The sequence below is a fragment of the Agromyces sp. NPDC058104 genome (genome assembly GCF_042884835.1).
Lineage (GTDB): Bacteria > Actinomycetota > Actinomycetes > Actinomycetales > Microbacteriaceae > Agromyces.
Map to the genome: position 1 here is coordinate 1,086,370 of NZ_JBHVTD010000001.1, position 14,667 is coordinate 1,101,036.

12 protein-coding genes are annotated in these 14,667 nt (G+C 71.9%); 3 read left to right on the forward strand and 9 right to left on the reverse strand.

From position 1 onward, the window contains the following. Positions 1–14: 14 nt before the first annotated feature. From ACFVTH_RS05145 to ACFVTH_RS05170, 6 genes are read right to left on the reverse strand one after another with little or no spacing between them, the layout of a single operon-like run. A complete protein-coding gene (locus ACFVTH_RS05145; protein ID WP_387088738.1) occupies positions 15–1,691 on the reverse strand; it encodes a thiamine pyrophosphate-binding protein in 1,677 nt (558 codons plus the stop codon). A gap of 5 nt (positions 1,692–1,696) precedes the next feature. Then, positions 1,697–3,433, reverse strand: coding sequence for an amidohydrolase (locus tag ACFVTH_RS05150; RefSeq protein ID WP_387087379.1), 1,737 nt, complete (start codon positions 3,431–3,433; stop codon positions 1,697–1,699). 42 nt (positions 3,434–3,475) lie between these two features. After that, positions 3,476–4,501: a C-terminal binding protein gene (locus tag ACFVTH_RS05155; protein ID WP_387087381.1), complete on the reverse strand. Its 1,026-nt coding sequence runs from the start codon at positions 4,499–4,501 to the stop codon at positions 3,476–3,478. After that, a complete protein-coding gene (locus tag ACFVTH_RS05160) occupies positions 4,491–5,267 on the reverse strand; it encodes an amino acid ABC transporter ATP-binding protein (RefSeq protein ID WP_387087383.1) in 777 nt (258 codons plus the stop codon). The genes ACFVTH_RS05155 and ACFVTH_RS05160 overlap by 11 nt, the downstream gene beginning before the upstream one ends. After that, complete coding sequence (locus tag ACFVTH_RS05165; RefSeq protein WP_387087385.1) at positions 5,264–6,049, reverse strand: amino acid ABC transporter permease; 786 nt, start codon at positions 6,047–6,049, stop codon at positions 5,264–5,266. Before ACFVTH_RS05165 ends, ACFVTH_RS05160 begins: the two co-directional genes overlap by 4 nt. A gap of 54 nt (positions 6,050–6,103) precedes the next feature. After that, complete coding sequence (locus tag ACFVTH_RS05170; RefSeq protein WP_387087387.1) at positions 6,104–6,952, reverse strand: transporter substrate-binding domain-containing protein; 849 nt, start codon at positions 6,950–6,952, stop codon at positions 6,104–6,106. A 211-nt stretch (positions 6,953–7,163) separates the two neighbouring features. Here ACFVTH_RS05170 and ACFVTH_RS05175 point away from each other — a divergent pair, with 211 nt between their 5' ends. Next, positions 7,164–8,090 (forward strand): Lrp/AsnC family transcriptional regulator, encoded by a 927-nt coding sequence (locus ACFVTH_RS05175; RefSeq protein ID WP_387087389.1) that lies wholly within the window; start codon positions 7,164–7,166, stop codon positions 8,088–8,090. A gap of 78 nt (positions 8,091–8,168) precedes the next feature. Here the strand turns inward: ACFVTH_RS05175 and ACFVTH_RS05180 are convergent, their stop codons facing one another. Continuing rightward, complete coding sequence (locus tag ACFVTH_RS05180; protein ID WP_387087391.1) at positions 8,169–9,590, reverse strand: PLP-dependent aminotransferase family protein; 1,422 nt, start codon at positions 9,588–9,590, stop codon at positions 8,169–8,171. Between the two features lie 47 nt (positions 9,591–9,637). On the opposite strand from ACFVTH_RS05180, the gene ACFVTH_RS05185 reads away from it, so the two are divergent. Further along, the gene (locus ACFVTH_RS05185; RefSeq protein WP_387087393.1) at positions 9,638–10,147 is read left to right on the forward strand and encodes a carboxymuconolactone decarboxylase family protein; all 510 of its coding nucleotides are present in this window, start codon (positions 9,638–9,640) and stop codon (positions 10,145–10,147) included. Between the two features lie 100 nt (positions 10,148–10,247). Then, positions 10,248–11,705, forward strand: coding sequence for an amidophosphoribosyltransferase (gene purF, locus ACFVTH_RS05190; RefSeq protein ID WP_387087395.1), 1,458 nt, complete (start codon positions 10,248–10,250; stop codon positions 11,703–11,705). Between the two features lie 16 nt (positions 11,706–11,721). Here the strand turns inward: purF and ACFVTH_RS05195 are convergent, their stop codons facing one another. Together ACFVTH_RS05195 and ACFVTH_RS05200 are read right to left on the reverse strand one after the other, a co-directional pair. Further along, positions 11,722–12,144 carry a hypothetical protein gene (locus ACFVTH_RS05195; RefSeq protein WP_387087397.1) on the reverse strand — a complete coding sequence of 141 codons (423 nt, stop codon included), beginning with the start codon at positions 12,142–12,144 and terminating at the stop codon, positions 11,722–11,724. Positions 12,145–12,236: 92 nt separating this feature from the next. After that, the coding region (locus tag ACFVTH_RS05200) for an HtaA domain-containing protein (RefSeq protein ID WP_387087399.1) at positions 12,237–14,667 on the reverse strand (2,431 nt) is incomplete at its 5' end.

Sequence of the window (14,667 nt, forward strand, 5' to 3'; positions counted from 1 at the left end):
CGCCCGGCCCGCGGTCAGTCGGGTGCCTCGGAGAACAGCCGCAGGGGAACGTGGACGAGACTCACCCCCGGTTCGGCGATCGCGCGGGCGACGACGTCGCCGACCTCGTCCCGGCTCGTGGTCCGATGCCCGTGCGCGCCGAACGCCTCGGCGAGCGCGGCCCAGTCGGGCTGGACGAGGCGCACGCCGATCGGCTCGATCCCGCGGTCGTGCTCGTTCTGCTCGATCTCGCGGTAGCCGCCGTTGTCGACGCAGACGACCGTGAGGTCGAGGCCCTGTTCGACGGCCGTCGCGAACTCCTGCACGGAGAACATGAGCGCCCCGTCGCCGAGCACGCTCACGACCGGTCGGCGCGGCTCGGCGACGCGGGCACCGATCGCGGCGGGCAGGCCGTAGCCGAGCGTCGCGTAGGCGGCCATGTACAGGAACGCGTGCGGACGGGTGCTGCGCACCGTGCTCGACATGCCGAGGTAGGTGATCTGCGACGAGTCGCCCGAGACGATCGCGTCGTGCGGGATCGCGGAGGCGATCGCCACGGCGGCGTCGTAGGTGACCGGGGCGAACGATCGCGCCTCGACGGCGCACTCGGCCCGCACCGCATCGAGGTCGACCCAGGATGCCCCGACGCGCGTGTCGGCGCGCTCGGGTCCGGCGAGCGCCTCGACGAGCCGGGCGAGCACGTCATCGGCGTGGCCGACGAGGCCCAGGTCGGCCGCGAGGTTCTTGTGCAGTTGGCTCTCGAGCACGTCGATGCGGATCACCGCGCCCGCAGGGGCGATGACCCCGCCCCAGAGCTCGGCCTCACCGAGCTTCGCCCCCACGACGAGCAGCGCGTCGGCGGCGTTCACGACCCGGCGGGCCGACTCGAGGCGCAGTTCGGCGCCGACCGCGAGCGGGTGGCGCTCGTCGAGCGCGCCCTTGCCGTTGAGGGTCGTCACGACCGGTGCGCCGAGGCGTTCCGCGAGGGCGCGCAGCGGGCCCGCAGCTCGGGTCGATCCGCCGCCGGCCACGATGACGGGGCGTTCGGCCGTACCGAGTATCGCGGCGACGCGAGCCAGCAGGCCGGTGTCGACGACGCGCTCGCCGGGCGTCGGCCGGGGCGCGAGCAGGTGCTCGTCGAGGTCGCACGCCGCCTCGAGCACATCGAGCGGGATCTCGATGTGCACCGGCCGAGGCCTTCCCGTGCGGAACAGCTCGAAGGCATCGTGGACGGCCGCAACGGCGGCTTCGGCCGACTCCACACGACGGCTCCATTCGGCGATCGAGCCCGCCGCACCGGACGCATCCTTCGTCTCGTGCAGCGTGCCGACGTCGGCGAACTCGGCCCCGCGGGCGACCCCGGGCGACAGCACGACGAGCGGTCGCGACTCGCAATAGGCCGTGCCGATCGCCGAGAGCGCGTTGAGCAGGCCCGGCCCCGAGGTCGTGATGACGACGCCGGGCAGGCCGGTCTGCTGCGACCAGCCGTCGGCGGCGTACCCGGCTCCCTGCTCGTGCCGGCTCGTCACGGCGCGCATGCCGAGCCTCGGCAGGTGCCGGTAGAACTCGAGGTTGTGCGTTCCGGGAATGCCGAAGACGGTGTCGACGCCGTAGCCCCGGAGAGCGGTGAGCACTGCGAGCCCCGCGTTCTCGACGGCGACCCCCGCGGCGTCGGCGGCGGCGCGCTCGAGGTCTGGCACGGCCTGCAGCACGGCGCTCACCGGACGACCCCCGTCTCGATCCGGGCCCGGTCGGAGGCCGAGGTCGTCCACGGCGATGCCGCGGCCCTGTGGCGGAGGATGCCGTCGACCCACGTCTCGCGCACGCGGATGGACCCGATGCGCTCGGCCTCGACCTCGAACGGATCGGCGTCGAGCACGGCGAAGTCCGCCCGCTTGCCCGGTTCGAGGCTTCCGAGGTCGTCCTCGCGCCCGATGGACCGCGCCCCCTCGATGGTGTGCCCGCGGAGCGCGGTGAGCCGGTCGACGACGAGGTCGTCGGGGCCGAGCCGGTGCCCGCGCCGGGTCACCCGGGTGACCGCCGCCTGCACGGCCTCGAGCGGGCGCGGGTCGGCGACCGGGGCGTCGGAGCTGATGGTCACGGGCACACCCGCACGCACGAACTCGCCGAGCGGGTTGAACCGCTCGCCGGGGGTGCCGATCGCCTGCTCGACGCCCTCGCCCCAGTTGTAGTAGTGCTGCGGCTGGTTGACGGGGCGGATCCCGGCCCGCGACATCCGCTCGATCTGTTCGGGCGTCGGCAGCCCGCAGTGCTCGATCCGATGGCGCGCGTCGTCGTCGGGCCGCTCGGCCTGCACCGCCTCGATGGTCGAGACGACCATCTCGATAGCGGTCGGCGACTGCGCGTGCGTCGCCGTCTGCAGGCCCGCGGCGTGCGCACGTCCGACGAGCTCGCGGTACTCGTCGGGCTCGTGGTAGAGCTGGCCGGTTCGGCACGGGTCTCCCACGTAGCCCTCGGGGAAGTAGGCCGTCCACCCTCCCAGGGTGCCGTCGGCGTAGAGCTTGACGCCGGCGAAGCTCAGCTGCGCGTTGCCGAACTGGCCGTTGAGCCCCAGTTCGAGCACGTCGTCGAGCAGGTGCGACAGCGCGTACATCGAGACCCGGACGTCGAGGCCGCCCTCCTCCGCGACACGCAGGTAGTTGTCGAACTCGCGCTTCGAGACCTGGGCGTCGCCGATCGCGGTGACACCGCCCTCCAGGAAGTTGCGCTGCGCGGCGGCGAACTGGCGCAGGTGCTCGGCCGGCTCGTCGCCGAGGTGGAAGTTCGGGCCGTGATGGCCGATCTTCACACCCGAGACACCGGTGAGCACGTTGCACGCGGCATCCGACAGCTCGCCGGTGAGCTCGCCGTCGGCATCGCGGAAGAACTCGCCGCCCTCGGGGTTCGGGGTGTCGCGCGTGATGCCGTTGACCTCGAAGGTCCGGCTGTTCACGACGCCGCCGTGGCCCGACGCGTTCATGAGGTACACCTCGCGATCGGTCGCGACCTCGTCGAGCTCGAACCTGGTCGGGTGACGGCGTTCGGCGAGGTTGCGCTGCTCGTAGCCGTAGCCGCGCACCGGATGCCCGGCGGGCGCCGTGTCTGCAGCGGCCCTCAGCAGCGCCACGATCTCGGGGATGCTCGCGGCCTTGGCCGGACCGCAGTCGACCCAGCTCATCATCTGGCCGAGCATGAGGGGGTGGGCGTGCGCGTCGACGAACCCGGGCACCACGACGGCGTCGCCGAGGTCGTGCCGGTGCGGTTCGGCGAGCGCGAAGCCGGCCGCGACGGCGGTGCACTCCTCGACGGTTCCGACGGCCGCGACGCGGCCGTCGACGACCAGCATCGCTTGAGTCGTGCTCGTCGCGTCGTCGAGGGTGTGGATCCGTCGGGCGGTGATGACGGTGGGCGTGAGCGCGTCGAGGGGACGGTCGAAGGTGGCGAGCTTGCGCATGGTGGACTCCGGTCGTGCTGATGAGGGGTGGGGCGGCGCGCGTCAGCGCGTCGCGACGGCGGCCGCGGGCGCATTGACCGGGCTGACCGGTCGGCCTGCGGCGGCCCATTCGATGACGTTGGCCGCCTGGCGTGCGGTGTACTCCCGGCCGGTGCGGTCGGAGCGGTAGGCGATGTGCGGCGTGAGCACGACCCTGGGGTGCGTGCGGAAGGGGTGATGAGGGGCGGGCGGCTCCGCTTCGAGCACGTCGAGGCCGGCGCCGGCCAGTCGCCCTGCGTCGAGCGCGGCGAGCAATGCGCGTTCGTCGACGAGCCCGCCGCGGCTGACGTTCACGAGCACCGCCCCGGGCGCGAGCTTCGCGAGAAATGCGTCGTCGACCAGTCCCGCGGTCTCATCGGTCAGGGGCAGGTGCAGCGACACGACGTCGGAACGGCTGAGCAGCTCATCGAGGCCGACCCGACGGATGCCCTCCGCCGCGAGCGCGGCCCGGGTCGGCCCGTCGTCGGGCAGCACGGGGTCGGTCGCGAGGATCTCGCCGAACATCGGCCGTGCGAACTCGGCGAGACGCCGACCGATGCGGCCGAGGCCGACGATGCCGAGCACCGACTCGGTGGTGGCCGGCGGGGCGGGGTCGGTGTCGGCATCGTCGTCGAGCCGCCAACCGCCCTGGCGCACGACATGCTGCGCACCGGTGAGGCTTCGGGCCGCGAGGGCGAGGGCGAGTGCGTGCGCCGCGACCTCGTCGGTCGCCGCCCCGAGCACGTTCGCCACCCAGATGCCGCGCTCGGAGGCGGCGTCGACGTCGACCATGTCGACGCCCATCGACAGCGTCGCGATGAGCTTCAGACGCGGCATCCGCTCGATCATCTCGGCGGTGATCGGCGCGTAGCCGACCAGAAGCGCGTCGGCGTCGGCCGCGGCCTCGACGATCGCGTCGGCGTCGCGCGTCTCGAGCCTGGCCACCTCGAAGCCCGCCGCCTCGAGCGTCGCGATCGCGGCGGTGGGGTCGAGGTCGTCGGTGTCGGTGTAGACCGCGCGCAGGGTCCGCTCGGTGGGCTCAGTGGACATGGCTCAGGAACTTCTTCGTGCGCTCGTGCTTCGGGTCGTCGAAGAACTCGTCGGGCGTCGCCTGCTCGACGATGACGCCGGAGTCGAACAGCGTCACCTCGTCGGCCGCGCGACGGGCGAACCGCACCTCGTGCGTGACGACGATCATCGTCATGCCCTCGTTCGCGAGCTGCTCCATGACCTCGAGCACCTCGCCGACGAGTTCGGGGTCGAGCGCGCTCGTCGGCTCGTCGAACAGCATCACCTGGGGGCTCAGCACGAGGGCGCGCGCGATCGCGACGCGCTGCTGCTGCCCGCCTGACAGCTCGGACGGGTAGTGGCCGTCACGGTCGGCCAAGCCGACGCGGGTGAGCATCGCGTACGCCGTCTCGCGCGCCGCGTTGCGATCGACCTTCTGCACCTGGGTCAGGCCCACCATGACGTTCTCGAGCGCGGTCATGTGCGGGAAGAGGTTGAACCGCTGGAAGACCATGCCGATCTGGCGCCGCTCGACCGCGAGCTTGCGCTCGTGGTGGTGCCGGAGCCGGCCGCCGTGCTCGGTCGAGCCGATGCGGTGGCCGTCGAGCAGGATGCCGCCGCGGTCGGCCGGCTCCAGCAGGGCCATCAGGCGGAGCATCGTCGACTTGCCCGAGCCGCTCGGGCCGAGCACGGCCTTCACCTGCCCCTTCGCGACATCGAACTCGACGCCCTTCAGGACCTCGACTCCGCCGTACGACTTGTGCAGGTCGCGCACCTCGAGGGTGGGCGGCGTGACTGCGGCGCTCATGCCCGCACCTCCTTCTCGTCGCGCTGGATGCGTTCGGCTTCGACCGCCGCGATCGCGACGGTGTCGGTCGGTGCCACCACCCGGCGGAACCGACGGCGCGAGGGTCGCGAGGTCCAGGCGTAGCGGCGCTCGATGCGGCCCTGGATGAACGTGATGATCGTCACGATGACGAGGTAGTAGATGATCGCGACGGCGTAGTACTCGGCGTAGCGGAACGTGATGTTCACGCCGATCTGCGCGGTCGTCAGCAGCTCGCGCAGCGAGATGACCGAGGCGAGCGACGAGTACTTGATGAGCCCGATGAACTCGTTGCCGGTCGGCGGCAGCGCGACGCGGATCGCCTGCGGCAGGATCACCTTGCGCATGACGAGTGCGGGCTTCATGCCGAGTGCGCGGCCCGCGAGCGGCTGGCCCTCGTCGACGCTCGCGAGCGCCGACCGGATGATCTCGGCCATGAAGGCCGCCTCGACGAGGCCGAGGCCCACCGACGCGGCGATGAACGGCGAGTACCAGTCCGCCTGCAGGAACGGCAGCAGCTGCGGAAGCGCGTTCCACATGATGAGCAGCACGAGGAGCGCGGGGATCGCACGGAAGAACCAGGTGTAGGCGGCCGACGGGCCGCGGTACCAGCCGTTCGGCGACGTGCGGCCGAGGGCGACGAAGAAGCCGACGACGGTCGCGATGACGAGGGCGACCGCGGCGACCGCGATCGAGAGCAGGGCGCCCCAGAGGTAGGCGGGGTTGGCGAGCTGCTCGAAGAAGATGGCGGGGTCGAAGATCATGGCGAGTCCTCCGGAGCCGGGGCGACTCAGCGCCCCGGCCGGGTCGGGTGGGTGTTAGTAGACGTCGACGATCGTCGGCTCGAGCTCGTACTTCTCGGCGAGCTCGGCGAGCGTGCCCGCGTCGTAGAGCGACTTCAGGGCGTCGGCGACGGGCTGCGACAACTCGGAGCCCTTCTTGGTGAAGACACCGAACGTCGTGTCGGGCGGGAAGATCTCGCCGGCGGCGAGCTCGAGCTCTCCCTTGTTCTGCGACACCATGTAGGCGGCGCCGACGTTCGTCTCGATGAGCGCATCGGCCTTGCCGTTCAGCACCGCCAGAACGGTCTCGGAGACCTTCGGGTACTCCTGGACCTCGATGGCATCGGCACCGTCGGCGGTGCAGTCCTCGGACGCCTGCTTGATCGCCGCGGCGTTGGCGGAGGCCGCCTGGGCGACGACCCTGAGCCCGCAGAGGTCCTCGACCGACTCGAGCGTCGCCGCGATCTCGGGCGATGCGATGATGGCGGGGCCGGCGTTCATGATCGGCGACGCGTCGGCGACCTGCAGGCGCTCCTCGCTCATGTAGAGGCCGCTGAGCAGGATGTCGCATCTGCCGGACTGGAGCGCGGGCATGAGTCCGTCGAAGGCAGTGACCTCGAACTGGATGTCGACGCCCCACTCGTCGGCGATGGCGCGGGCGGCATCGGCGTCGAAGCCGACGATCTCGCCGTCTGAGCCGTTCTCGTAGTACTCGAGCGGCGCGTACTCGGGGTCGATGCAGTTGACGAGCTTCGAACCGTCGGCGAGGCCGGCGGGGGCATCGCCCGATGCGGCCGAACCGCCGCCGTCGGATGAGGAGCACGCGGCCAGCAGGCCGATCGTGGTCAGCGCGGCCGCGGTGGCGGCCAGGGTGCGGTGGTTCATGCGATCTCCATTGAAAGCAGGGGCGGGGGTTTCGGGGACGATTCTGACCATCTCGATGGGCGATGTCAAGCGCATGTTTTCTGCGAAACTCGTGTTTGAACGCAGATCTGAACGCGCGAATCAGCAGTATTCGCGCATCACTCCGTGTATGCGCGCCATCGACCACAGAATCGTCGTGCGCACCGCGCACAATTGCGCTACGGTTTTCCGCATGGATCAGCTCACCGAACAGGCGATCTCGATGCTGCGGCGCGACGGCCGGGCCTCATACAGCGAACTCGCCCGGCGACTCGGAACGACGCGGGCGAACATCGCGCGTCGGCTCTCGCCGTTGTTCGATTCCGGGCGACTGAACGTCGTCGCGGCGCTCCACCCCAGCCTGTTCGGCCTCGACGTGCTCGCCCGTCTCGGTGTCCGCGCCGAGGGTCCGATCGACCCCCTCGTGGAGGCGATCCGGGCGCTCGACGCCCCCGCCTTCATCTCCGAGGTCTCGGGCGGAACGCAGATCGTGATCGAGATGCACCTCGCCGACCTCGACGAACTGCGCCGGGACGTGACGACGATCCGGTCGATGCCCGGCGTCATCGACGTCGACGTGCTCATCTACGAGCGACTGATCCACAGCTTCTTCCTCCTCGGCGGCGAGCCCACCATCGGTCCCGACGAGATCGACGAGATCGACCTGCGACTGATGGAGCTGCTGCAGCTCGACGGACGCCTCGGCTTCGCCGAGCTCGGCGAAGCCGTCGGCCTCTCGCTCAGCGGGTGCCGAGCCCGCGTCCAGCGGCTCGTGGACTCCGGAGCGATGCGCATCGGCGCGATCATGCAACGCGACGACGCGCACGACGCGGGGCTCATGTTCGGATTCGGGTTCTCGTCAGTCGGCGATCGCGATGAGCTCATCGCGCTCCTGAGGGCCCACCCCGGCACCGACTTCCTCGCCAGTGCGATCGGGCGGTACGAGCTGCTCGCGACGGTCGTGTTCACCACGGTGCGCGAGTTCCGCGAACTCCTCGAGGCGGTGCGCGCGGTCACCGGCGTCGGCGTCGTCGAGCAGTGGCTGCACATCCGCGTCCGAGAGGAGCGCTACCACCACAGCCTGCGCCGCATCAGGCACGCACGCGCATCGCTCGGCTGATCGGGCCGAGGCGACCACGAGCAGGCGCCTGGCCATCGGCGGGCTCCCGACTCGCGACTCCGGCCATCCGACTTCGACTCAGCCGGTCGAGATCTCCGCGGTGCGGGCGGCCTCGACCGAGGCGATCACCGCGGCGACGGCCCGGTCGAAGCGATGCTCGGGCGGGGCGCCGTAGCCGACGACCATCGTCGGCGGCCGCGTGCTCGCCGTGACGGCGTCGGCGGCGTAGCCGGCCAGTCCGCCGTAGCGCAGGCCGATCGCCTCACCGGCTCGCTCGACTTCGGCCTCGCCCACGCCGGCCGGCAGCTCGAGCAGGCAGTGCAGGCCCGCCTCGAGCCCGGCGACGCGGGTGCCGGGCAGCCCGTCGGCGATGAGGCGCTCGAACCGCTCGCGCCTGGCCCGGTAGCGCAGGCGCGCCCCGCGCACCGCGCGATCGTAGTCGCCCGCGGAGACGAGCGCGGCGAGGGCGAGCTGCGAGAGGGCGTCGGTCGCCGAGCCGCTCAGCCGACGCTGCGCGAGCACCTCGTCGCGCAGCGCCGACGGCACGACGCCCCAGCCGATGCCGAGCGCGGGCGAGAGCGACTTGCTCGCGGTGCCGCCGTAGACGGTCTGCGCGGGCGCGAGCGCCTGGAACGCCCCGATCGCCCGCCCGTCGAAGCGGAACTCGCCGTCGTAGTCGTCCTCGATCACGGTCGCCCCCGAGGCCCGTGCCCATTCGCCCAGCGCGGCCCGGCGCCGGGCCGAGAGCGGCACCCCGGTCGGGAACTGGTGGGCTGGGGTCACGAGCACGGCGTCGACACCGAGGCCCGCGAGCCGCTCGACCACGAGCCCGTCGGCGTCGAGCGCGACCGGCACGGGCTCGAGCCCGGCCGCGGCGAGCACCTCGCGGTGCGAGGCGTGTCCGTATGCCTCGACGGCGATGCGACGGCTCCCGCGGGCCGCGAGGGCCCGGGCGACGAGCGAGAGCAGCTCGCCGAAGCCGTGGGTGACGACCACGTCCTCCGCGCCCGCGACCACGCCGCGGGTGCGCGCGAGGTACTCGGCCAGGGCCCGACGCAGCTCGAGCGCGCCCTCGGGCGCCCCGTAGGCGAAGGCGGCGGCGGGCGCCTCGGCGAGCGCCCGGGCGACGGCCCGTCCCCAGGCCGAGCGGGCGAAGCCCGAGGAGTCCGGGAGACCGCCGCGCAGGTCGAGGTCGAAGCGCGTCGAGCGGTCGACGCGGGCACCGGCGGCCGGCTCGGTCACGCCGCGCACCCAGGTGCCCGAGCCGACCCGCGCCTCGAGCCGCCCCTCGCCGATGAGCCGCGCGTAGACCTCGGCGACGCTGTTGCGGGCGAGTCCGAGGTCGGCGGCGAGGCCCCGGCTCGGCGGCAGCCGGGTGCCGGGCTCGAGCCGGCGCTCGGCGATCGCCGAGCGCAGCGCCTGCTCGAGCGAGGCGACCTTGCGCCGCGGATCGAGCTCGAGATGCAGATCCAATCCGGAATCGGCCCAATCCCGTGCCATGGAATTGGACGTTACCAGCGCGCGCCCTCCTCCGTAGCGTGAATCCCATGACCATGACGACCGAACACGCCGCAGCCTCCGCCGACCCCGTCGCCCCGGCGCGCCGGCTCGACCTCGACGGGGTCGCCCCCGCGTTCGTGCGTGCGGTGAGCGCGCTCGACGAGGCCGCCGAAGCCGAGGCCGACCGCGCGGGCATCGAGCCGGGCCTGCGTGAACTCGTGCGACTGCGCGCCTCGCAGCTCAACGGCTGCTCCTACTGCGTCGACCTGCACTCGCGCGACGCGGCGACCGCCGGCGAGCGCGTGCAGCGGCTGTACGCCGTCGCCGTCTGGCCCGAGTCGAACTTCTTCACGGCGCGCGAGCGTGCGGCGTTCGCCCTCGCGGACGCGGTCACCCGGCTGTCGGAGACCCACGTCCCCGACGAGGTGTGGCTCGAGGCATCCGCGCAGTTCACCGACGACGAGCTGGCGGCGCTGCTCGCCCTCCTGGTCTCGGTGAACGCGTGGAACGAGCTCGCCGTCTCGACGCGCGGATGGCGACCCAAGCTGCGCATCTGAGCAGGCGGCCGCATGCGGCGGGCTCACCCGCGCAGTATGGGAGAATCGACGAGGCCGGTTCCGGCCGTTCACCACACCCCCACGAGGAGCCATCGCTCGCATGTGCGGCATCGTCGGCATCGTCTCCACCGAGCCCGTCAACCAGCAGATCTACGACAGCCTGCTCCTCCTGCAGCACCGCGGGCAGGACTCGACGGGCATCGCCACCGCCGACGGCCCCGTCTTCCACATGGCGAAGGCGCGGGGGCAGGTGCGCGAGGCGTTCCGCACCCGCGACATGCGCTCGCTCATCGGCAACATGGGCCTCGGCCACGTGCGCTACACGACGAAGGGCGCCGCCGAGCGCGAGGAGGAGGCGCAGCCGTTCTACGTGAACGCGCCGTACGGCATCATCCTCGTGCACAACGGCAACCTCACGAACACCCGCGAGCTCTCGAGCGAGCTGTTCTCGATCGACCGCCGCCACGTGAACTCGACGAGCGACACCGAGATGCTGCTCAACGTGCTCGCGACCGAGCTGCAGGGGCAGATCAAGGGCCTCGAGCTCGACCCCGACCAGATCTTCGAAGCCGTCGCGAACGTGCACGAGCGCGTCGAGGGCTCCTACGCGGTCATCTCGATGATCGCCGGCTACGGCCTCCTCGCCTTCCGCGACCCCTTCGGCATCCGCCCGCTCATCCTCGGCAAGCGCGTGACCGAGGCCGGCCGCGACGAGTGGATCGTCGCCAGCGAGTCGCTCGTGCTCGAGAACGGCGACTACGAGATCGTGCGCGACGTCGAGCCCGGCGAGGCGATCTTCATCACCCTCGACGGCGAGATGATCTCGCGCCAGTGCGCGAAGAACCCGACGCTCGTGCCGTGCTCGTTCGAGTACGTCTACCTCGCCCGCCCCGACTCGGTCATGAACGGCATCTCGGTGTACGAGTCGCGGCTGCGCATGGGCGACCGGCTCGCCGGCACCGTCGCGACGCACATGCCCCTCGGCGACATCGACGTCGTCATGCCGATCCCCGACTCGTCGCGCCCGTCGGCGATGCAGGTCGCGCAGAAGCTCGGCATCGAGTACCGCGAGGGCTTCTACAAGAACCGCTACGTCGGCCGCACCTTCATCATGCCGGGCCAGGCCGAGCGCAAGCGCTCGGTGCGCCAGAAGCTCAACGCGATGGGCACCGAGTTCCGCGGCAAGAACATCCTGATCGTCGACGACTCGATCGTGCGCGGCACCACCTCGCAGCAGATCGTGCAGATGGCCCGCGACGCCGGCGCGAACAAGGTGACGTTCGCCTCGGCCGCGCCTCCCGTGCGATTCCCGCACGTCTACGGCATCAACATGCCGAGCCGTCAGGAGCTCATCGCGCACGGCCGCAAGATCCCTGAGATCGCTGCCGAGCTCGGCGCCGACCACATGATCTACCAGGAGGTCGCCGACCTCCAGGCGGCGATCACCGAGGGCACCTCGATCGAGCAGCTCGACCTCTCGTGCTTCACCGGCGAGTACGTCACCGGCACGGTCAGCGAGGAGTACCTCGGCTGGGTGGAGCGCACGCAGCTCAGCTGATCGCGGGCGCTCGGGCCTAGCCGTCGACGCGGTGCGTCTCGTCGTGCTCGGCGACGGCGCGGGTGGTGCGTCGCGACATCGCCCGGTCGACGATGAGCGCGAGGAGCGCGCCGAGGCCGCCGCCGATCGCGACGCCGCAGATGAGCAGGAAGCCGAACACCTGGCCCTGGCTGTAGGTGAAGTCGTCGGCCATGCGCTCGGCGAGCTCGGCCTCGCTGGGCGCGAACGAGACGGAGAGGATGAGCGCGACGATCGCGCCGACGACGGCCCCGGCCAGCATGAACGCGCCGTAGCGCGGGCTGCGGCGCACGACGACCTCGTCACGGCTCGCCTCGGTGCGGTACTGCGGCTCGGGCGTCGACTCGGTCGACGAGGATGCCTCGGCCGGCACCTGCCCGGCGGGCTCGGGGGTCTCGGGCTGATCGTGGGTGTCGCTCACCCCACCATTGTCCCGCATCGTGCTGTGCGATCGCCCCGCACGCCGAAGGGGCGGTCGACGTCTCCGCCGGCCGCCCCTTCGGGTACGTCGGATCAGGCCGCGGAGCGGCGCGCCCGCATCAGGAGCACGATGACGAGCGCGACGAGCGCGGCCACGATGAGCCCGAGTCCGGCCCAGAGCAGCCAGGACGGGACGCCGGCGGCCGTGGCCGAGGCATCCGTCGCCGCCTCGTCGTCGATCGCGACCTCGGCGGAGGCCTCGTCGTCGACCGCGACGACGACGCCGCAGTCGGCCGCGAGCGGGATGAGGAAGTCGACGGGGTCGAGCTCCTCCCCTGCGCCGTAGGTGCCGAACGCGGCCGCGCCGTCGGCGGTGAGCGTCGCGGGCACGGCGGTGCCGACGAGCGAGCCCTCCTCGGCGGCGAAGCCCGACGACAGGTTGAGCTCGGCGAACCGCACCCGCTTCGCCTCGACGGGGGTGCCGTCCTGGGTCGTGCCGCTGACGTCGAGCGTCAGGTACGCCACCGCGGTGCCGTCGAACTCGAGGCCCGGGTTCGAGACGGTCGTGTCGAGCACGCCCTCGTGTCCGGTGAAGCGGATGCTTCCGCCGAAGGCGACCGTGCCGCGCTCGGCCGACGCGTCGAACGCGCCCGTGCCGCCCGTGAAGCCGAACACGCCGTCGGTCTCGGTCGCGCCCTGCACCTCCCAGCTGCCGTTCGCGATGCCGCTCGACAGGTACGAGCGGAACGACTCCTTGACGCCCCAGTCGAGCGTCGCGCCGGCGACGGCGCACTGGCCGCTCGGCGCGGCGAGTGCGAAGCGCACGCCCTTCGCCACCGATCCCTGGAAGGTGAGCGTGTGCTCGCCCGCCTCGAGCCCTGCGGGCAGCGCGCCCGTCCACGTGACGACGCCCGCGGCGTCGGCCTGCAGGTCGCGGGCGAGCACGATCGGCTCGGAGTACACGACGACGTGGACGTCGGTCTCGTTCGGCTCGAAGCCGCCGACCGAGACGGTCACCTGCTCACCGGCCACGAGGGCGGCGAGCGTCGCCTGGTCGAGGTCGATGCCCGTGGTCGCGGGCGGCGTGCCCGGGATCGCCCGGGCCGGCTTCGCTGCGGCGACGGTCGCGACCACTCCGGTCTCGCCCGCCGGTGCCGCCGCGGGTGCGCCGAGCACCGCGGTCAGGGGTGCGAGCGCCTGACCGGCCCCGTAGAAGCCGTTGAACGCGGCCACGCCGGTCGACAGCAGGGTGACGGGGGCGCCGGCGAAGCGCACGGCGCCGTTCGAGGTGCTGCGCGCGGCGGCGCCGAAGTCGACGCTCGCGAGGTCGACACGGGTGCCGTCGACGACGACGCTGAGGATGCCGGCGGTCGGCGACATGACGCGCAACGTCGGGTCGGCGAAGGTCAGCGCGAGCTGCCCGCCGTGGCCGCTGAAGCCGATCGTGCCGCCGTACTCGGCCGTGCCGCGGTTCGCGGTCGCGGTGAAGCTGCCGCCGGTCTGGCCGAACTGGAACACGTCGCCCGACTTGGTCGCACCGCCCGTGACCGTGATCGATCCCTTCGCGATCTTGCCGGTCACGTAGTCGGTGAAGTCCTTGTTGACGCCCCAGCTCAGCGAGCCGCCGGGGATCGTCGGCTTCGCCGGCTTCGGCGGCGTGACCGGCTTCGTCGGCGGCTTCGTCGGCGGGGTGACCGGCGGCGTGGTGCCCGCCTTCACCGTGATCGGCGCGAAGGCGTCGAGCGACCGGTCGGTGACCGAGAGTCCGTGCGCGGCCGAGCTCGCGACGACGTACCGCTTCGACGGGTCGAAGCTCCCCTTCGGGACGGTGATGGTCGTCGTGAACGCGCCGTCGACGATCTGGGCGGGGCGCACCCAGGCCTGGGCGAGCCAGCCGTCGGCGACGAGCGGCCCGTCGCCCGACCAGATGGCGGCGTCGCCGAGCAGCACGTACGCGCCGGAGGCCGCACCCGGCCCGGTGTAGCCGGAGCCGGTGATCGTGAAGGTGTTCTCCTCGGCCGGGTCGACGTCGGTCGACGGCGTGACGGTGAGCACCGGGCCCGTCGGCTCGGGCGCGGCGAACGTGACCGTGACCTTCGCGTCCTGCGAACGGTCCTGCATCGCCGTGTGATCGGCGATCGTGTACACCGCGGTCGACGCACCCTTCGACGTCACCGTGAACTGCGTCGTGAACGAGCCGTCCGCCTCGAGCTTCACCATCGACGGCGAACGCGGCGACGGCGTCACGAGCTTCGCACCCGACGTGCACCCCGCAGAGATGAACGCGAACGACACCTCCTCGAGCGGCACATCCGAGCACAACGTCAGGTACATCGCCTGCGACGGGTTGTAGTTCTCGCCCGTCACCGTCACCGTCTCACCCCCGGCAGCAAGCCCCGCCGACTTCGACAACGTCAACACCGGCTTCGGCGCGGCGAACGTGACCGTGACCTTCGCGTCCTGCGAACGGTCCTGCATCGCCGTGTGATCGGCGATCGTGTACACCGCGGTCGACGCACCCTTC

Bases quoted from the DNA above. Each gene is read 5' to 3' on its own strand.
- ACFVTH_RS05150 (WP_387087379.1), bottom strand. From the start codon at position 3,433: ATGCGCAAGCTCGCCACCTTCGACCGTCCCCTCGACGCGCTCACGCCC.
- ACFVTH_RS05155 (WP_387087381.1), bottom strand. From the start codon at position 4,501: ATGTCCACTGAGCCCACCGAGCGGACCCTGCGCGCGGTCTACACCGAC.
- ACFVTH_RS05160 (WP_387087383.1), bottom strand. From the start codon at position 5,267: ATGAGCGCCGCAGTCACGCCGCCCACCCTCGAGGTGCGCGACCTGCAC.
- ACFVTH_RS05165 (WP_387087385.1), bottom strand. From the start codon at position 6,049: ATGATCTTCGACCCCGCCATCTTCTTCGAGCAGCTCGCCAACCCCGCC.
- ACFVTH_RS05170 (WP_387087387.1), bottom strand. From the start codon at position 6,952: ATGAACCACCGCACCCTGGCCGCCACCGCGGCCGCGCTGACCACGATC.
- ACFVTH_RS05175 (WP_387087389.1), top strand. From the start codon at position 7,164: ATGGATCAGCTCACCGAACAGGCGATCTCGATGCTGCGGCGCGACGGC.
- ACFVTH_RS05180 (WP_387087391.1), bottom strand. From the start codon at position 9,590: ATGGCACGGGATTGGGCCGATTCCGGATTGGATCTGCATCTCGAGCTC.
- ACFVTH_RS05185 (WP_387087393.1), top strand. From the start codon at position 9,638: ATGACCATGACGACCGAACACGCCGCAGCCTCCGCCGACCCCGTCGCC.
- purF (WP_387087395.1), top strand. From the start codon at position 10,248: ATGTGCGGCATCGTCGGCATCGTCTCCACCGAGCCCGTCAACCAGCAG.